Origin of the sequence: Streptomyces sp. S.PNR 29 (assembly GCF_030386795.1) — a bacterium.
Classification (GTDB): domain Bacteria; phylum Actinomycetota; class Actinomycetes; order Streptomycetales; family Streptomycetaceae; genus Streptomyces.
Window position 1 is genome coordinate 100,903 of record NZ_JANUQM010000014.1, and the last position, 18,143, is coordinate 119,045.

Here is an 18,143-nt window from a genome sequence, read left to right on the forward strand (position 1 = left end):
CCTTCACTTGACGTACGTGTCCACGGTGACGAGTTCGCGCTCGCGCGGGTCGTGCGCGGCGCCCACCACACCCTCCGCATCGCCCTGGATCACGCGCTCGTGGAGCATCGGGACGGCCGCGTCCTGGGCGAGTACGGCAGCCTCGGCCTCGATGATCGCCTTGCGGCGGGCGTCGCCGACCGCGGTCCGGGAGGCCTTCCTCAGGGCTTTGTCGACCTCCTGGTCGGTGAACCGGGAGAGGTTGAAGGTGCCGTCGGAGGCGAAGTCGCTGTACAGGTACGCGGCAGCGTCACCGGAGTCGAGCACGGTCGCCCGGGAGAGGATGAATGCGTCGAACCGGCCCGCGAGCACGTCGGATTCGATGTTCGCGTACTCGCGGACGTCGAGCTTCACCTTGAACCCGGCCTTCTGGAGCTGCTGCTGCAGCGCGGCCGCGACCTCGGGCATCTCGGACCGGTCGGTGTAGGTACCGATGGTGATCGCCCTGCCGTCGGGTGCACCGGCCTCGGCCCGCCGCACCGGCTTGCGCAGTTCGGCCGCCCACGGCAGCGCGGGCCCCAGCAGCCCCTCGGCGACGTCGGCGCGCCCCTCGTACACGCCCTTCACGATCGATTCGGCGTCGATCGCCTCCCGGGCGGCGGCACGCAGCGAGGCGTCCTTGAAGACGCCCTTGCCGGTGTTCAGGTACAGCGTGTTGGTGCGCGGCATCGGGACCTCGGTGATCAGGTCCTGGTCGAGCACGGCGGCCTGGGAGACCGGTACCGCCTCGACGATGTCGGCCTCGCCGCTGCGCAGGGCGGCGGCGCGGGCGGTGCCGTCCGGGACGAACTTCACGTCGATGCCGGGGGCTGCGGCCTTCTTGCCCCAGTAGTCGTCGTAGCGGTCGAGGGCGGCGGAGGAGGTGCCGTTGACCTTCGTCAGCTCGAAGGGGCCGGTGCCCGCGCCGACGGGGTCGACCGTCTTCCCCCGGTACGCCTTCGCCGCGAGGATCGACAGCTGCGGGGAGCTGAGCCGCTGCGGAACGAGGGGGTCCTCGGTGGCGGTGGTGACGGTGACCTTGCCGCCGTCGGCCTGGGCGGTGAGGTCCACGCCGTCGAGGATGCGGGGCTTGGGGGAGGCGGTGGCGGCCTTGGTGAGGGAGCGGACGACGGCCTCGGCGGTGAGTTCCGTCCCGTCGTGGAAGGTGACGCCGTCCCGTATCTCGAAGGTCCAGCTTCGGCCGCTCTGCTTCCAGGACGTGGCCAGCGCGGGCTGGGCGTCGCCCTCCGCGTCCAGCTTCACGAGTGTCTCCGCCGTTGACCAGCGGGACAGCTTGAACGCGTCGTCGGACAGCGGGGACAGCCCTGATCTCGGCGGCTGGAACATCGCCACGCGTAGGCGTCCGCCCTCGCCGGAGGCGGAGGTGCCGTCGGCCCCGGCGAAGCATCCGGTGAGAAGGACGGAGGCCGCGGTGGCCGCGGAGAGGGGGAGGAGACGGGCGGGCAGGCGCACGGGACACTCCGGGTAAAGGGACGGTCAAGGGTGGGTGCGCCGACCGTAGCACGATGACAATCGTTTTCAATAACTGGGTCCGCTGTGCGTCCGCTCACCGGAACCTCCGGGCAAGGGGCGTGCGGAGTGAAGGAGGCGCAGAGCCCCTCAAGGGCCCTGCAGCCGTGCCCCCTTGAGGGCCATGTGCAGCAGCAGCCGGTCCTCGCCGTCGTCCAGGTCCAGGCCCGTGAGCTGCTCGACCCGGGAGAGGCGGTAGTAGAGGGTCTGGCGGTGGATGCCCAGCTCGGCGGCCGTGCGGCCGGCCTGGCCCGCGCAGTCGAGGTAGACCTCGGCGGTGCGGGCCAGTTCCTGATGGGCGGGGGAGAGCAGGGCGTGGACCACGGGGTCCCGGGCGGTTTCCGGGGACAGCGAGGTGAGCAGGCGGAACGGGCCGATCGACGCCCACTCGGCGACCGGGCCGAGCCGGGGCTCCGCCCGCGCCGCCCGCGCCGCCGCCGACGCCTCCCGCCAGGCCGCGCCCAGCTCCGCGATCCCGGTACGCGCGGCGGCGATGCCGGCGGCCGGGCCGGCCGGCGAGGCCTTGGTGTCGGGGCCGCTCCCGGAGCGGGCCCGCTCCAGCAGCCGGGCCGCCGCCGACACCGCCGGGGTCAGGACGTCCGCCGAGCGCAGGCGCACCAGCAGTGCCAGCGACTGGGCCGTCGCCCCCCACGGCACCGTGCACAGTGCCGTCGCCCCCGGCACCGTACGGACCGACGGCGCGTCGTCCGGGTCGGCGGACGGCCAGGGGGTCACGCACACCACCGTGTGCAGGGCGTCCGCGCGGGCGCCGAGGGCCGTGCGGAGCTCCGCGACCGCCATGTCGCCCTGCCAGCCGCGCTCGGCGGTGAGCACCGCCCTCAGCTCGCGGCTGAGGTCCGCGCCGTGCTGGGCCTCGTCCGCGAGCAGCGCGCCGATGCGGGGCGTCACCTCCATGGCCGCCGCCAGCTGCTGCTCCGTCGGGCCGGGATCGTCGTCCAGGAGCCAGACGTATCCGAAGACGACGCCCCGATGGCGTACCGGGAGGCAGATGCGTCCCCGGTACACCCCCGCCTCCGGCGTCGGCGGGATACGGACCGGGTCCGTCGCGCGCGTGATGCCGAAGCCCTCGAACCAGGCGCGGACCGCGGCGGTGGAGCGGCGGGTGAGGATCGAGCGGGTGCGCACGGGGTCCAGGGCCGACGGGTCGAGGTCGCCCTCGCTGTCGTACGCGCCGAAGGCGATCAGCTCGAAGTCGCGGTTCTCCAGCGTCGCGGGGACGCCGAGAAGCTCGGAGAGCTCGTCGACCAGCTCCTGGTAGTCACCGAGGCTTTTGAAGGGAACGGCATCCGACGTCATCCGGGCATTCTGCCCCATGCCCGGGAGGCCTTCATACATCTGTCTGAGATCTGCGGCACGGATGCGTGACAGCTGTCGATGGCCCACGATCGGAGGGATCCTTAGGTTTCACGGTGGTTCTCCGTGCCGTCCCCGATCCGTCGGGTTTCGGCCTTCTGGTGCTTGTTTGTGGAGGTGCCCCGTGCTGGGTCCCGTGATTCTCGCCGCGTCGCGCAGCGACCGGGTGCGACGCCTGATCTCGGCGGCCCCGGGAACCCGGCAGGTCGTCGACCGCTTCATCCCCGGCGAGACGGTCGACGAGGTCCTGCCGATCATCCAGAACCTCACGGCAGGTGGCCTGGAGCTGACCATGGACGTCGTCGGTGAGGACATCACCACGCCCGGGCAGGCCGCCGCCGCCCGCGACGCCTACCTGGAGCTCATCGACCGGCTCAAACCGCTGGAGCTGGGCACGCGCGCGGAGATGTCCGTGAAGCTGTCCATGTTCGGCCAGGCGCTGGACGACGGCCACGAACTGGCGCTCAAGAACGTCCGCCCGGTCGTCGAGGCCGCCGCCGAGATCGGCACCACGGTCACCCTGGACGCGGAGGACCACACCACCCTCGACTCGATGTTCGCCATCCACGAGGAGTTGCGGAAGGACTTCCCGCAGACCGGCTGCGTCATCCAGGCCTACCTCTTCCGCACCGAGGCCGACGCCCGCCGCCTCGCCGCGGACGGCAGCCGGGTACGGCTGGTCAAGGGCGCGTACAAGGAGCCGGCCGGGGTCGCGTACCAGGACAGGCACGAGATCGACAAGGCGTACGTGCGCGTCCTGCGGACCCTGATGGAGGGCGAGGGCTACCCGATGATCGGGTCCCACGACCCGCGCCTGATCTCCATCGCCCAGGAGCTCGCTCACCGCGCCGGGCGCAAGCTCGACGAGTACGAGTTCCAGATGCTGTACGGCATCAGGACCGACGAGCACCAGCGGCTGGCCGCCGAGGGCCACCGCATGCGCGTCTACACGGCGTACGGCACCGACTGGTACGGCTACTTCATGCGGCGCCTCGCGGAGAAGCCGGCGAACCTGCGCTTCTTCGTGCGCAGCATGGTCACCAAGGGCTGAGACCGAACCACCGCTCAGTTAAGGAGTTACGGAAAACATGGACGCTGTGACCCAGGTCCCCACCCCCGTCAACGAGCCGGTGCACGGCTATGCCCCCGGCTCCCCCGAGCGGGCCCGGCTGGAGGCCAAGCTGAAGGAGCTGGCCGACAACCCGGTCGACCTGCCCTGCACCATCGGCGGGGAGAAGCGGATGGGCGGCGGTGAACGCTTCGACGTCGTCCAGCCGCACAACCACAAGGCGGTGCTCGGCACGTACGGCAACGCCACCCAGCAGGACGCCCAGGACGCCATCGACGCGGCCCTCGCCGCCGCGCCCGCCTGGCGCGCCCTGTCCTTCGACGACCGCGCGGCGATCTTCCTGCGCGCCGCCGAGCTGCTGTCCGGCCCGTGGCGCGAGACGCTGGCCGCGTCCACCATGCTCGGCCAGTCCAAGACCGCCCAGCAGGCCGAGATCGACACTCCCTGTGAGCTGATCGACTTCTGGCGCTTCAACGTCCACTACGCCCGGCAGATCCTGGCCGAGCAGCCCCCGGCCAACTCCCCGGGCGTGTGGAACCGCCTCGACCACCGCCCGCTGGAGGGCTTCGTCTACGCGATCACGCCGTTCAACTTCAGCGCCATCGCGGGCAACCTGCCCACCGCGCCCGCGCTGATGGGCAACGTCGTCGTCTGGAAGCCGTCCCCGACGCAGACCCACGCCGCCGTGCTGCTGATGCAGCTGCTGGAGGAGGCCGGTCTGCCCAAGGGCGTCATCAACCTCCTCACCGGTGACGGCGTCGAGGTCTCCCAGGTCGCCCTGGAGCACCGCGATTTCGCCGGCATCCACTTCACCGGTTCGACCAAGACCTTCCAGTACCTGTGGAAGACGGTCGGCAACAACATCGAGAAGTACCGCTGCTACCCGCGCCTGGTCGGGGAGACCGGCGGCAAGGACTTCGTCGTCGCCCACCCGAGTGCCGACCGCGCCGTCCTCAAGACCGCCCTGACCCGGGGCGCCTTCGAGTACCAGGGCCAGAAGTGCAGCGCCACCTCCCGGGCCTACATCCCGGCCTCGATCTGGAACTCCGGCTTCAAGGAGGAGTTCGCCGCCGAGGTCGACGGCATCGCCATGGGTGACGTCACCGACCTGTCGAACTTCATCGGTGCCGTCATCGACGAGCGTGCCTTCGCCAAGAACAAGGCCGCCATCGACCGTGCCAAGGAGGACGCGGCCTGCACGATCGTCGCCGGCGGCTCCTACGACGACTCGGTGGGCTACTTCGTCCGCCCGACCGTCATCGAGTGCACCGACCCGGAGAACGAGGTCTTCCGCACCGAGTACTTCGGCCCGATCCTCGCCGTGCACGTCTACGAGGACGACAAGTACGACGAGATGCTGACGCAGATGGAGTCGGTGTCGGACTACGCGCTGACCGGCTCGGTCATCGCGAACGACCGCGCGGCGGCGGCGTACACGGCCGAGAAGCTCCGCTACGCGGCCGGCAACTTCTACATCAACGACAAGTCGACCGGCGCCGTCGTCGGCCAGCAGCCCTTCGGCGGCGGCCGTGCCTCCGGCACCAACGACAAGGCCGGCGCCCCGCAGAACCTGCTGCGCTGGACGCTGACCCGCGCGATCAAGGAGACGCTGGTCCCGCCGACCGACTACACCTACCCGCACATGGGCTGACGCCCACCGCACGCCTGCGGGCCAGGCCGCCCCGCCGACCTGGCCCGCAGGCGTGTGCGGGCGGAGAATCGCCCCATGACCCGGACGCGGAGCGAGACGGAGACGGTCACGGCAGACGACGGCGTCCGGCTGTGGGCCGCACGGTCGGGACGGGGCGAGCCACTGGTGCTGTGCCACGGCGGGCCCGGTCTGTGGGACATGTTCGAGGACGTGGCCGGGCTCCTGGAGGACCGGGCCACGGTCGTGCGCTGGGACCAGCGCGGCTGCGGGCGCTCGGAACGCTGCGCCGGGCCCTGGACGAGCGAGCGGTTCGTGGCCGATCTCGACGCGGTACGGCGGCACTTCGGGCTGGAGCGGACGGCCCTGCTCGGCCACTCGTGGGGCGCGCAACTGGCGCTCAGCTACGCGCTGGCCCACCCGGAGCGGGTGAGCGCGCTGGTGTACGTGGCCGGAACGGGCATCGGGCCGGACAGCGACTGGCACGGCGCCCACCGGGAGAACTTCCTCGCCCGGCTCGGCGAGCACCCCGAACGGCTGGACCGCTGGCAGGAGCTGATGGCCCGTCCGCGGCGGACCGAGGAGGAGGACCGGGAGTCGGCGGTGCTCCAGTGGTCCGCCGAGTTCACCGACCGCGAGCGCGCCCTGGAACACGCCGGGCGCATGGCCGACCCCTGGCTGGGGATCAACGACGAGTGCAACAAGGCCCTGAACGCCGAGCGGAAACGCGCCTGGGGCACCCCCGAGCTCTCCGCCGCCTGCCGGGCCCTCGACGTGCCGGTGCTCATCGTCGACGGCGCGCGCGACATCCGGCCGCGCTCGGCGGTGGACTCGCTGGAGCGGGCCCTGCCGCGCGTGCGGCGGGTGGTGTTCCCGGACGCCGGGCATCTGCCGTGGGTGGAGGAGCCGCGGGGCTTCCGGGCGGCGGTGACCGCGGTGCTGTGATCCGGCGGCAGGGGTCAGTCGGGCATCACCAGCACGATCCTGCCCTTGGCGTGTCCCGCCTGGCCCAGCTCATGCGCCCTGGCCGCCTCCGCGAACGGGAGGGCGGCCTCGATGTGCAGGCGGACGCGCCCGTCGGCCAGCAGGCCGGCGATCCTCGCCAGCCGTTCTCCCGAGGGCTCGGCCTGGACGACCGCGAAGCGCATGCCGCGGGCCTCCACGTCCTCCGGGGCCAGGCCCAGGTCGCCGGGGACCGCGCAGAGCAGCAGACCGCCCGGGCGCAGGACGTTGAGAGTGCGCGGGCCGTAGCCGCCGCCGATCAGGTCGAGGGCGGCGTCGACCTCGTGCACGGTCTCGGCGAAGTCGGTGGCCGTGTGGTCGACGACCTCGTCCGCGCCCAGCTCGCGGAGAAAACCGTGCTGGTCGGCGCGGGCGGTGCCGATGACGTACGCGCCCTCCGCCTTGGCCAGTTGCACCGCCGCGTGCCCGATGCCGCCGGCCGCCGCGTGGACCAGCACCCGGGTGCCCGGGCCGACCCGGGCGATCTCGATCAGGGCCTGCCAGGCGGTGAGCGTCGCCGTGGGGGCGGCGGCCGCGTGGACGTGGTCCAGCGTCGCGGGCTTGGCGGCGACATGGGTGGCGGGCGCGGTGACGTACGTGGCGTAGCCACCGCCGTCCAGCCTGCCGAACACCTCGTCGCCGGGCCGGAAGCGGGTGACCTCCGGACCGGCCGCCTCCACCACGCCGGACACGTCCTGTCCCAGCGTGAACGGCGGCTCCCCGTACAGCGGGGCGGTCCCCGAACGTGCCAGCCAGTCCACCGGATTGACGCCCACCGCGCGCACGCGCAGCAGCACCTCGTCCGGGGCGGGCACGGGGCGCGGCCGGTCCTCGATCTCCAGGACGTCCGGCCCGCCGAAACGATGCTGTGTGATCACCAGGCTCGTGGTCATCGGATCTCCCTCCCGGATCGGAGCCGGGGTCGGCGGCCACGGCCGCTTCCGTCCATCGTGACCCCGACGACCGGCCGTCGCACGGTGCCCGTGCCGGGCCGGGGCACACCCCACGGGTGCCCCTGCGGACCGGACCCACTCGGCCCGCCCGCCGGCCGAGGACCGGCCTGAATGTCACCCCGCTCGCCGGTACGCCCCTGATACTGAGCCGATGACGCCTCCCTCCCGCCGCCTGCGCACCGCGCACACCGCCGACCTCACCCCGGCCGAGCTCGGCTCCGCCCGCGCCCTCCTGGACGCCGCCTTCGACGGTGACTTCTCCGACGAGGACTGGGACCACGGGCTGGGCGGCATGCACTGCCTCGTGCACGACGACCACGGGCTCGCCGCGCACGGCTCGGTCGTCATGCGCCGGGTACGGCACCGCGGCCGCTGGTTGCGGGTCGGCTACGTCGAGGCGGTCGCCGTCCGCGCCGACGTGCGCCGCACCGGCCTCGGCGGGCAGGTCATGGCCGAGCTGGAGCGGATCATCGACCGCGCCTACGACGCCGGCATGCTCTCCGCCAGCGACGAGGGCGCCCGCCTCTACACCGCCCGCGGCTGGCAGCTGTGGACCGGCCGGGTCTGCGCCCTCGGTCCCGAGGGCGTCGTCCACCTCCCGGACGAGGAGGACACCACCTACGTCCGCCCCGCTCTCGCCGGTCCGCTCGACCCCGCCCACGAACTGCTCTTCGACTGGCGCGACGGCGACGTGCTCTGACGGCCGACCAGGAAAAGGCCAGGTCAGCCCGATGTGAGCCATCCCACCGTCTCAGATAGTAGGAAGCCCAAGTATTTGTGGAGACAGAAGCGTCGTCCTCCCTTACTTTTGTAGAAGCCGAACGTCTCGCTCGACCAAGCGAATGGCGGTCGTGAGCCGGGCCCCGCGCAGGCAACCCCTGCGGCACCGCAGCTCCCCGCCCCCTCCGGTGTCTCGTGTAACCCCCCATTCCGCACTCCGCCTGTGCCCGAAGGAGTCGATCCTCATGGCCGAGACGACCGTCCGCCGCCGAGTCCGTCACGTCTCCCGTACGAGCGAGTCCGACCGCAAGAACGCCGCCGCCGCCCTCCAGCGCGCCCTGGACCGCCGTGACAACGGCGGCGCGACCGGGCACTGAGCCGCACCCCGCCGAAGCCGGGAGCCGCACCCGTCACGAGGTGCGGCGCGTGGTCTCACGCCCCGCGCCGCACCTCGAAATGGTCGATGCGCTCACCGGACGACGCCAGTGCCGAGACCTTGAGCCGCGGTGCCGTACCGCTCTCCGCCTCCACGGAGAGGAACGAGAACCCCCGGTAGCGCACCCGCGACCACTCCACCGACTCGGCCCTGGTGTCCCGGGACTTGGTCCACCGGAAGGTGCCGACCGGCTCGTGGTCGCTCTCGTTCCCCTCGTAGCTCTCCTTGACGCCCGCCGGGAAGCCGTACAGCTCCTTGCCGCCCCCGCCCGCGGTGACGTACACGATCCCGTCCCGGGTCGGGTCCGTCGACGCGCCGATCGGCACCGGCCTGCCCACCTCGCCGCCCTTCACGGCGTCGGTCCGCTCGTACACGTGGTTGTGCCCGTTGATCACCAGGTCCACCTGGTGCTTGGCGAACAGCGGCAGCCATGCGGCACGCACCCCGCCGTCGGAGGCGTGCGTCGAGGTCGAGTAGGCGCAGTGGTGGAAGAAGACGACGACGAAGTCGACCTCCTCGGCCGCCCGCAGCTCGCCGAGCTTCCGGTCCAGCCACTTCGTCTGCCTGCCGTCCGTGTAGCCGAGGTTGGCGGGGATCTCGTACGACACGTCGTTCGCGTCCAGCGCCACGACGCCGACGTTGCCGTACGTGAACGCGTACACGCCGGGTGCCCTGCGCGGGTCGAAACCGCTGTCCGGGAGGGAGAAGCGGGCCAGTTGTCCGCCGTAGCCGTCCGGTGAGTACCAGGCCTCCATGTCGTGGTTGCCGGTCGTCACCATCCACGGCACCGACCTCGTCACCGGTTCGTTCTGCTTCATGAACAGGTCCCAGTACGTGGCGTCGTACGCGTCCGACTCCTTGCCCTTGCCGGTCGGGTCCGCGTAGCAGATGTCGCCGGCGTGGAGGTGGAAGGCGGGCTTCTGGCGCAGCAGCGTCCGGTCGTTCTCGGCCGCGTCCCGGCCGACACCCTGGTCGCCGAACGCGGTGAACACGAACCGTTCCGGGCGCGCGGGCGCCGTGCGGAACGAGGCGATGGTGGACCGGTGTTGCGGGGCGGCCGGGTCGAAGTCCTCGTGGCCGACGCCGTAGTAGTACGTCGTGCCGGGGCTGAGCCCGTCCAGGGCCGCGTGCAGGTAGTACTGCTCGACCGCCGCACGCACGCCCCTCAGCTCCGGGGTGTGCAGGTCGCGCAGTTCCGCCTCGATCTTCCGGCTCAGGTCGTCGGGCCTGAGGCCCACCCGCACATACGGCTTCCGCACCGCTAGCGGCACCTGCCAGGAGATCCGCATCTGCGTCTTCGGGTCCGCGCCGAAGGCCAGGTGGCGGCCGAAGGGGGCGATCACCGAGCCGTGCACACGGCCGGTGGCGGAAGGGGACGCCGAGGTCGTGGCGGTGCCGGTCGACCCGGAACCCGAACAGCCGGTCAGCAGCCCGCCCGCCACCGCGCCGGCCGTCACCAGCGTGCGGCGCCGGGACAGGCGTGTGCGCAGGTACTCGTGCTGTTCCGCCATGCTCATCCGGTCCGCGAGCCGGGGCGGGATGCCGAAGTCAGGGATCTCCATGCCGGTGAACTTCCCAGCGCGTCCCAACAACCGCACTGCATACGGGTGAACGGAAATCGACGCGTGAGGGCCGTCCGCCACCCGGGTGTCCGCATCGCGGACGGGCCGTGTCATCCCATGGGACGAGGAGTAGGGTGCCCGCATGTCTCGCAGCATCAATCTCGCAGTGATCCCCGGTGACGGCATCGGCCAGGAGGTCGTGGCCGAAGGCCTGAAGGTCCTCTCCGCCGTCCTCCCGCAGGATGTGAAGCTGGAGACCAAGGAGTACGACTTCGGCGCCAAGCGCTACCACGCCACCGGTGAGACCCTCACCGACGCCGACCTCGACGCCCTGAAGCAGCACGACGCCATCCTGCTCGGCGCGATCGGCGACCCGTCGGTGCCGTCCGGCGTCCTGGAGCGCGGCTTCCTGCTCAAGCTCCGCTTCGCCTTCGACCACCACGTCAACCTGCGTCCGTCGAAGCTGCTGCCGGGTGTCGCCACCCCGCTGGCCGGCGAGCCGCAGATCGACTTCATCGTCGTCCGCGAGGGCACCGAGGGCCCGTACACCGGCAACGGCGGCACCATCCGCAAGGGCACCGAGCACGCGGTCGCCACCGAGGTCTCCGTCAACACGGCCTTCGGTGTCGAGCGCGTGGTCCGCGACGCCTTCGCCCGCGCCCAGGCCCGCCCGCGCAAGAAGCTCGCACTGATCCACAAGAACAACGTGCTGACCTTCGCGGGTCACCTCTGGACCGACGTCTTCAACAAGGTGGCCAAGGAATTCCCCGAGGTCACCACCGAGTACATGCACGTGGACGCGGCGACGATCTACCTCGTCACCCAGCCCGAGCGCTTCGATGTGATCGTCACCGACAACCTCTTCGGCGACATCATCACCGACCTCGCCGCGGCCGTCTCCGGCGGCATCGGCGTCGCCGCGAGCGGGAACATCAACCCCTCCGGCGCGTTCCCGTCCATGTTCGAGCCGGTCCACGGCTCGGCCCCGGACATCGCCGGCCAGGGCAAGGCCGACCCCACCGCCACGGTCCTGTCCGTCGCCCTGCTGCTGCGCCACCTCGGCTACGAGGCCGAGGCGGCCCGCATCGAGGACGCGGTCTCGGCCGACCTCGGCGAGCGCGCGGGCAAGCCCGCCCGCAGCACGAGCGAGATCGGCGACGCGCTCGCCGGGCGAGTAGCCGGCTGACCCGGCCGCGCCTCTCGAACCACACGTCGAAGCCGCCGGGTCACCTTCCGTGCCCGGCGGCTTCCCCATGTCCCCGCCGGGTGCCACCATCAACCTCTGGGCCGTATGCACGCCGATTTCTTCCGCGGACCCCGCTTGCGATAATCGGACGCGGAGCCGCGGATTGAGGGAATGCTCGGACGTCCTAGCACTGGCCACCGGCCGTACGGGCGTGAGCGCGGCCCGTCACTAAAACAACCGGTGAAGGACAGCTACCCATGACGACGCCCACGATCGAGCTCAAGCCGTCAGCCCACCCGCTCTCCGCCGCGGAGCGCGAGGCGATCCTGGCCAACCCCGGCTTCGGCCGTCACTTCACCGACCACATGGTGACGATCAAATGGACGGAGGGCCGCGGCTGGCACGACGGCCAGCTCGTTCCGTACGCGCCGATCCCGCTCGACCCGGCGACCAACGTCCTGCACTACGCCCAGGAGATCTTCGAGGGCCTGAAGGCCTACCGCCGGCCCGACGGGTCCGTCGCCACCTTCCGCCCGGACCAGAACGCCAAGCGTTTCCAGCGCTCCGCCCGCCGCCTCGCGATGCCCGAACTGCCGGTCGAGACGTTCATCGAGGCGTGTGACGTCCTCGTCCAGCAGGACAAGGCGTGGGTGCCGGCCCATGGTGGCGAGGAGTCCCTCTACCTGCGCCCCTTCATGATCGCGACCGAGGTCGGCCTGGGCGTCAAGCCGGCCAACGAGTACCTGTTCCTCGTCATCGCCTCACCGGCCGGCGCGTACTTCCCCGGTGGCGTCCAGCCCGTCTCCATCTGGGTCTCCGAGGACCACGTCCGCGCCGTCCCCGGCGGCATGGGCGACGCGAAGACGGGCGGCAACTACGCCGCATCCCTGCTCGCCCAGGCCGAGGCCGCCGCCGAGGGCTGCGCCCAGGTCTGCTACCTGGACGCGGTCGAGCGCAAGTGGGTCGAGGAACTCGGCGGCATGAACCTGTACTTCGTGTACGGCAACAAGATCATCACCCCGTCCCTCACCGGCTCCATCCTGGAGGGCGTCACCCGCGACTCCCTGCTGACCGTCGCCCGGGACCTCGGCTACGAGGCCGAGGAGGGCCGCGTCTCCATCGACCAGTGGCAGCGCGACTCCGAGAACGGCACCCTCACCGAGGTCTTCGCCTGCGGCACGGCCGCGGTCATCACCCCGGTCGGCACGGTCAAGCGCACCGGCGCCGCATGGCAGCAGTCGGGCGGTGAGCCCGGGGAGGTCACCCTCCGGCTCCGCCAGGCCCTCCTCGACATCCAGCGCGGCACCGCCGAGGACCGGCACGGCTGGATGCACACGCTGGGCTGACCTCCGCGGTCCCGCCGCCGCGGACCCCGGAGTCCGCGGCGGCACCGCCGGGTGCGCCGACCGGACCGGTGCTCGCATCCTGAGACGGACGGTGAGCACGGGGACAGGTTGTGCCAGACTGCCCCCGTGCTCTCGTTCGCCATGATTATTGGCAGCAGGCGCGCCGGTCCGCAGTGACCGCCACGTACGACCAGGTACGGGCGGACACCGTCGTCCTCGACCCGCGCGCAGACCTCTCGCACCCGCGAGAGGTTTTTCGCATTTCTGGCCCACCCGCAGCCGGAGGCGAGAGCGCAAGGGACCATGAGTGGACGGTGGAGCCGGTCATTCCGGTAGACCGAGATCCAACACAGGAGCCTTCAAGACCATGACCGAAACCAGCGAGCTCGACGACTCGTTCCACGTCTTCGACACCACCCTGCGCGACGGCGCCCAGCGTGAGGGCATCAACCTCACGGTCGCGGACAAGCTGGCCATCGCACGGCACCTGGACGACTTCGGCGTGGGCTTCATCGAGGGCGGCTGGCCCGGCGCGAACCCACGGGACACCGAGTTCTTCGCCCGCGCCCAGCAGGAGATCGACTTCAAGCACGCCCAGCTCGTGGCCTTCGGCTCCACCCGCCGCGCCGGCACCACCGCCGCCGAGGACCCCCAGGTCAGGGCGCTCCTGGACGCCGGCGCCGAGGTGATCACCCTGGTGGCCAAGTCGCACGACCGGCACGTCGAACTCGCTCTGCGCACCACCCTGGACGAGAACCTGGAGATGGTCCGCGACACAGTGGCCTTCCTGAAGGAACAGGGCCGCCGGGTCTTCGTCGACTGCGAGCACTTCTTCGACGGCTACCGCGCCAACCCCGCGTACGCCAAAGCGGTCGTCCGTACGGCCGCGGAGGCGGGCGCCGACGTGGTCGTCCTCTGCGACACCAACGGCGGCATGCTCCCTGCGCAGATCCAGGCGGTCGTCGCCACGGTGCTGGCGGACACCGGCGCCCGGCTCGGCATCCACGCCCAGGACGACACGGGCTGCGCGGTCGCCAACACCCTCGCCGCGGTCGACGCGGGCGCGACCCACGTGCAGTGCACGGCGAACGGCTACGGCGAGCGCGTCGGCAACGCCAACCTCTTCCCCGTCGTGGCGGCCCTGGAGCTGAAGTACGGCAAGAAGGTCCTGCCCGACGGCCGGCTGCGCGAGATGACCCGCATCTCGCACGCCATCGCCGAGGTCGTCAACCTCACCCCCTCCACGCACCAGCCCTACGTCGGCGTCTCCGCCTTCGCGCACAAGGCGGGCCTGCACGCCTCCGCCATCAAGGTCGACCCGGACCTGTACCAGCACATCGACCCCGAGCTGGTCGGCAACACCATGCGCATGCTGGTCTCCGACATGGCCGGCCGCGCCTCCATCGAGCTCAAGGGCAAGGAACTCGGCATCGACCTCGGCGGCGACCGCGAACTGGTCGGCCGGGTCGTCGAGCGCGTCAAGGAACGCGAACTCAAGGGCTACACCTACGAGGCGGCGGACGCCAGCTTCGAACTGCTGCTGCGCACGGAGGCCGAGGGCAAGCCCCTCAAGTACTTCGAGGTCGAGTCGTGGCGTGCCATCGTCGAGGACCGCCCCGACGGCACCCACGCCAACGAGGCCACGGTCAAGATCTGGGCCAAGAGCGAGCGCATCGTCGCCACGGCCGAGGGCAACGGCCCGGTCAACGCTCTGGACCGCGCCCTGCGCGTCGCCCTGGAGAAGATCTACCCCCAGCTCGCCAAGCTGGAGCTGGTCGACTACAAGGTCCGCATCCTGGAGGGCAAGCACGGCACCAACTCCACCACCCGGGTCCTGATCGCCACGTCCGACGGAGCCGGGGAGTGGTCCACGGTGGGCGTCGCGGACAACGTCATCGCCGCGTCGTGGCAGGCCCTGGAGGACGCGTACACGTACGGGCTGCTGCGGGCCGGGGTGACGCCGGCCGAGTAGGCCGAACGGACCTCGCCGCCACCCCCGGGCCCGACATCCACGGCACGGTGGAGCCATGGACGACATGGACACGGACGCCGGGACCCTCCTGGCCCGGGGGCACGTGGCGACCCGCCCGCCCAGGACCTGGAGCGGACGCCGCGCTCCCGCGCCGGGACGTTCACTTCCCGAAGGGACAACGCGCCGGATCCGGCCGGGAGTTGCCGCCCAACCGGTCCTGACGTGAAGTCTTGACGCCTGCGCGGAGCGCCAGTTCACTCACGCCGTGACATGAGTCGTTTGTGGACTACGAGAGTAGAGGGACGTTCCATGCGTAGAACCGCCCTGCTCGCCTGTGCCACCCTCCTCACCGGACTGCTCCCGCTGGCCTCCGCACGCGCGGCCGGCGATCCCGCCCCCGCTCCCCTCGACCACTTCGAGGGCGAGGTGCCCTTCGCGGACCCGCCCGCCGAGGGCGTCTTCACCTGGGGCTCCGACAACGACGACCCACCCGCTCTGCGCCTGGCCGCCCGGGAGGACGCCCCCGAGGGCGACAAGGTCCTCTCCGGTACCTACGACATCAGCGGCTACGGCGGCTTCACCCACGGCTTCGCCCACGCCGAGCCCGCCCACGACTGGTCCGCCCACAAGGGCGTCCGCTTCTGGTGGGAGGGCCGGAACAACGGCCGGAAGATCGCCTTCGAGATCAGGGACGGCGGCGCCAACGGCGAGGCGTCCGAGCTCTGGACGACCTCGTTCACCGACGACTTCAGCGGCTGGAAACAGATCGAGATCCCCTTCACCGACTTCACGTATCGCACGGACTACCAGCCCGTCGGCGGCATCGACCAGATCCTCGGGCTCACCGCGATGTGGGGATACGCCGTCACGCTCCCGGCGGGCGCCAAGGGCGACTTCGCCATGGACGGCGTGGAGTTGTACGGCAAGGCCGACCAGTCCCTGCGCGCCTCCGTCACCACGGACGCCGCCGTGTACCCCGTGCGGGAGGGCGCCGCGGCGAGCGTGCGGCTCACCGTCGCCACGACCGGCAACGCCCCGCTCGCCGAGCCCGTGACCGTCACCTACGAGACCACCGGCGGCACCGCCGACCCGGGCAAGGACTACACCCCCGTCACGGGCGAGGTCACCTTCCCCGCCGGTACGGCCTCCGGCGCCACCCGCACCCTCCGGGTCCCCACCCTGAAGGACCGGTCCGCCGAGACGGCCGAGACCGTTCCCCTGAAGCTCACGGTCAGGGGCGCCAAGCCCCCGGCGGGGACCCCGCAGATCGTGGTCGACGCGCACGGACTGCCCTACCTGGACAGCCGGTTACCGGTGCGGGAGCGCGTGGCCGATCTCCTCGGGCGGATGTCCCTGGAGGAGAAGGCGGGCCAGATGACCCAGGCGGAGCGCGGCGCGCTCACCGAGGCCGGGGACATCGAGAAGTACGCCCTCGGCTCGCTCCTGTCCGGCGGCGGCTCGACGCCGACCCCGAACACCCCGGCCGGCTGGGCGAAGATGATCGACGCCTTCCAGCTGCGGGCGCAGGCCACCCGCCTCCAGATCCCCCTGATCTACGGCGTCGACGCCGTGCACGGCCACAACAACCTGGCCGGCGCCACGATCATGCCGCACAACATCGGCCTCGGCGCCACCCGCGATCCCCGGATCGCCCACCGGGCGGGCGCGGTGACCGCCGCCGAGACCAGGGCCACCGGCATCCCCTGGGACTTCGCCCCCTGCCTGTGCGTGGCCCGCGACGAACGCTGGGGCCGCACCTACGAGTCCTTCGGCGAGGACCCGGCCCTCGTCGACTCCATGGAGACGATCATCCAGGGTCTCCAGGGCAAGGCGGACGGACGGGACCTGGACCGGAGCGACAAGGTCCTCGCCACCGCCAAGCACTTCGTCGCCGACGGCGGCACCGAGTACGGCTCCTCGACCACCGGCACGTACACCATCGACCAGGGCGTCACCAAGATCACCCGGCAGCAGCTGGAGGCCGTCCACCTCGCCCCGTACCGGACGGCCGTGGACCGGGGCGTCGGCACGGTCATGCCGTCGTTCTCCTCCCTGGACCTGATCGGCGACGGCCGGGGCCCGGTGAAGATGCACGCCCGCGCCGACATGATCAACGGCGTGCTCAAGGACCGTATGGGCTTCGACGGCTTCGTCATCAGTGACTGGCAGGCCATCGACCAGATCCCCGGCGACTACGCCTCCGACGTCCGTACGTCGGTCAACGCGGGACTCGACATGATCATGGTTCCGTACGCGTACCAGGACTTCCACGCGACGCTCGTCGACGAGGTGAGGGCGGGACGGATCAGCGAGCGGCGGATCGACGACGCCGTCTCCCGCATCCTGACCCAGAAGTTCCGGCTCGGCCTCTTCGAGCACCCGTACGCCGACACCGGCGGCGCCGCGAAGATCGGCTCCGCCGCGCACCGGGCCGTGGCGCGCGAGGCCGCCGCCGCGTCGCAGGTGCTGCTGAAGAACGCCGGCGGGGTGCTGCCGCTGAAGAAGAGCCAGAAGGTGTACGTCGCCGGATCCAACGCCGACGACATCGGCAACCAGAGCGGCGGCTGGACCGTCACCTGGCAGGGCTCCTCCGGTGACATCACCGAGGGCACGACCATCCTGGAGGGCCTGCGCGGGGCGGGTGGCGACATCACCTACTCGAAGGACGCCTCCCAGCCCGTGAACGGCTACGACGTCGGTGTGGTCGTGGTCGGGGAGACCCCGTACGCCGAGGGCGCCGGCGATGTCGGCAACGGGCACGACCTGGAACTGTCCTCCGCCGACCGCGCGGCCGTCGACAAGGTGTGCGCCGCCATGAAGTGCGCGGTGCTGATCGTCTCCGGCCGCCCGCAGCTGATCGGCGACCGGCTCGGCGACATCGACGCGCTGGTGGCGTCCTGGCTGCCGGGCACGGAGGGCGACGGCGTGGCCGACGTGCTGTACGGCAGGCGGCCCTTCACCGGGCAGCTCCCCGTCACGTGGCCGAAGTCCGAGGCCCAGCTGCCGATCAACGTCGGCGACGCCTCGTACGACCCGCAGTTCCCGTACGGCTGGGGCCTGACCACTCTGACCAGGGTTCCGGAGGGCGGTGCGGCCACGCTGAAGGCGCTCCGGGTCGCGGCCGGGGCGGCGGAGCGGGCCGGGGCGGAGCAGGCGGGCCGCTCGCTCGTCACCAAGGCGCGGCTGATCGTCCAGCGGAAGGTGGGCGGGAACATCACGGCCGCGGTGGCGGGGCCCTTCGCCGACGCGGACCACCTGCTGCTGACCGGCCGGTACACAGCGGCGGTCGAGAAGCTGACGCAGGCCTGGCGGGCGGCCTGAGGAACC

The 18,143-nt window shown here is 71.5% G+C and carries 13 protein-coding genes; 9 read left to right on the top strand and 4 right to left on the bottom strand.

What is annotated here, in order from left to right:
* Positions 1 to 3: 3 nt before the first annotated feature.
* Together NW895_RS32080 and NW895_RS32085 are read right to left on the bottom strand one after the other, a co-directional pair.
* Positions 4 to 1,491: an ABC transporter substrate-binding protein gene (locus NW895_RS32080; RefSeq protein WP_289940050.1), complete on the bottom strand. Its 1,488-nt coding sequence runs from the start codon at positions 1,489 to 1,491 to the stop codon at positions 4 to 6.
* 147 nt (positions 1,492 to 1,638) lie between these two features.
* Positions 1,639 to 2,883 carry a helix-turn-helix domain-containing protein gene (locus tag NW895_RS32085; RefSeq protein ID WP_289940053.1) on the bottom strand — a complete coding sequence of 415 codons (1,245 nt, stop codon included), beginning with the start codon at positions 2,881 to 2,883 and terminating at the stop codon, positions 1,639 to 1,641.
* Between the two features lie 163 nt (positions 2,884 to 3,046).
* Here NW895_RS32085 and NW895_RS32090 point away from each other — a divergent pair, with 163 nt between their 5' ends.
* The 3 genes from NW895_RS32090 (at position 3,047) to NW895_RS32100 (ending at position 6,584) form a co-directional block, all read left to right on the top strand.
* Positions 3,047 to 3,973 (top strand): proline dehydrogenase family protein, encoded by a 927-nt coding sequence (locus tag NW895_RS32090; protein WP_289940055.1) that lies wholly within the window; start codon positions 3,047 to 3,049, stop codon positions 3,971 to 3,973.
* Positions 3,974 to 4,010: 37 nt separating this feature from the next.
* Positions 4,011 to 5,642, top strand: a complete 1,632-nt coding sequence (gene pruA, locus NW895_RS32095) for an L-glutamate gamma-semialdehyde dehydrogenase (RefSeq protein WP_289940056.1) — start codon at positions 4,011 to 4,013, stop codon at positions 5,640 to 5,642.
* 75 nt (positions 5,643 to 5,717) lie between these two features.
* Positions 5,718 to 6,584, top strand: a complete 867-nt coding sequence (locus tag NW895_RS32100; protein ID WP_289940058.1) for an alpha/beta hydrolase — start codon at positions 5,718 to 5,720, stop codon at positions 6,582 to 6,584.
* A gap of 14 nt (positions 6,585 to 6,598) precedes the next feature.
* Here NW895_RS32100 and NW895_RS32105 read toward each other — a convergent pair whose 3' ends face one another.
* Positions 6,599 to 7,534 carry an NADP-dependent oxidoreductase gene (locus NW895_RS32105; protein ID WP_289940060.1) on the bottom strand — a complete coding sequence of 312 codons (936 nt, stop codon included), beginning with the start codon at positions 7,532 to 7,534 and terminating at the stop codon, positions 6,599 to 6,601.
* Positions 7,535 to 7,745: 211 nt separating this feature from the next.
* Here NW895_RS32105 and NW895_RS32110 point away from each other — a divergent pair, with 211 nt between their 5' ends.
* Complete coding sequence (locus NW895_RS32110; protein WP_289940063.1) at positions 7,746 to 8,294, top strand: GNAT family N-acetyltransferase; 549 nt, start codon at positions 7,746 to 7,748, stop codon at positions 8,292 to 8,294.
* A gap of 265 nt (positions 8,295 to 8,559) precedes the next feature.
* Positions 8,560 to 8,691, top strand: a complete 132-nt coding sequence (locus NW895_RS32115; protein ID WP_103782913.1) for a hypothetical protein — start codon at positions 8,560 to 8,562, stop codon at positions 8,689 to 8,691.
* Between the two features lie 55 nt (positions 8,692 to 8,746).
* On the opposite strand, the gene NW895_RS32120 is transcribed toward NW895_RS32115, so the two are convergent.
* On the bottom strand, positions 8,747 to 10,312 hold the full coding sequence (locus NW895_RS32120; protein WP_289940068.1) for a metallophosphoesterase family protein: 1,566 nt from the start codon (positions 10,310 to 10,312) through the stop codon (positions 8,747 to 8,749).
* A 142-nt stretch (positions 10,313 to 10,454) separates the two neighbouring features.
* On the opposite strand from NW895_RS32120, the gene NW895_RS32125 reads away from it, so the two are divergent.
* The 4 genes from NW895_RS32125 to NW895_RS32140 all read left to right on the top strand — a co-directional run bounded on the left by NW895_RS32125 (position 10,455) and on the right by NW895_RS32140 (position 18,137).
* The gene (locus NW895_RS32125; RefSeq protein ID WP_289940069.1) at positions 10,455 to 11,498 is read left to right on the top strand and encodes a 3-isopropylmalate dehydrogenase; all 1,044 of its coding nucleotides are present in this window, start codon (positions 10,455 to 10,457) and stop codon (positions 11,496 to 11,498) included.
* A 257-nt stretch (positions 11,499 to 11,755) separates the two neighbouring features.
* Positions 11,756 to 12,844 (top strand): branched-chain amino acid aminotransferase, encoded by a 1,089-nt coding sequence (locus NW895_RS32130; RefSeq protein WP_289940070.1) that lies wholly within the window; start codon positions 11,756 to 11,758, stop codon positions 12,842 to 12,844.
* A gap of 367 nt (positions 12,845 to 13,211) precedes the next feature.
* The gene (cimA, locus tag NW895_RS32135) at positions 13,212 to 14,816 is read left to right on the top strand and encodes a citramalate synthase (protein ID WP_289940075.1); all 1,605 of its coding nucleotides are present in this window, start codon (positions 13,212 to 13,214) and stop codon (positions 14,814 to 14,816) included.
* 309 nt (positions 14,817 to 15,125) lie between these two features.
* The gene (locus NW895_RS32140; protein WP_289940076.1) at positions 15,126 to 18,137 is read left to right on the top strand and encodes a glycoside hydrolase family 3 N-terminal domain-containing protein; all 3,012 of its coding nucleotides are present in this window, start codon (positions 15,126 to 15,128) and stop codon (positions 18,135 to 18,137) included.
* Positions 18,138 to 18,143: the final 6 nt, after the last annotated feature.

Coding starts and splice junctions, on each gene's coding strand:
- NW895_RS32115 (WP_103782913.1), top strand. CDS start 8,560: ATGGCCGAGACGACCGTCCGCCGCCGAGTCCGTCACGTCTCCCGTACG.
- NW895_RS32105 (WP_289940060.1), bottom strand. CDS start 7,534: ATGACCACGAGCCTGGTGATCACACAGCATCGTTTCGGCGGGCCGGAC.
- NW895_RS32100 (WP_289940058.1), top strand. CDS start 5,718: ATGACCCGGACGCGGAGCGAGACGGAGACGGTCACGGCAGACGACGGC.
- NW895_RS32125 (WP_289940069.1), top strand. CDS start 10,455: ATGTCTCGCAGCATCAATCTCGCAGTGATCCCCGGTGACGGCATCGGC.
- cimA (WP_289940075.1), top strand. CDS start 13,212: ATGACCGAAACCAGCGAGCTCGACGACTCGTTCCACGTCTTCGACACC.
- NW895_RS32085 (WP_289940053.1), bottom strand. CDS start 2,883: ATGGGGCAGAATGCCCGGATGACGTCGGATGCCGTTCCCTTCAAAAGC.
- pruA (WP_289940056.1), top strand. CDS start 4,011: ATGGACGCTGTGACCCAGGTCCCCACCCCCGTCAACGAGCCGGTGCAC.
- NW895_RS32140 (WP_289940076.1), top strand. CDS start 15,126: ATGCGTAGAACCGCCCTGCTCGCCTGTGCCACCCTCCTCACCGGACTG.
- NW895_RS32110 (WP_289940063.1), top strand. CDS start 7,746: ATGACGCCTCCCTCCCGCCGCCTGCGCACCGCGCACACCGCCGACCTC.
- NW895_RS32130 (WP_289940070.1), top strand. CDS start 11,756: ATGACGACGCCCACGATCGAGCTCAAGCCGTCAGCCCACCCGCTCTCC.
- NW895_RS32120 (WP_289940068.1), bottom strand. CDS start 10,312: ATGGAGATCCCTGACTTCGGCATCCCGCCCCGGCTCGCGGACCGGATG.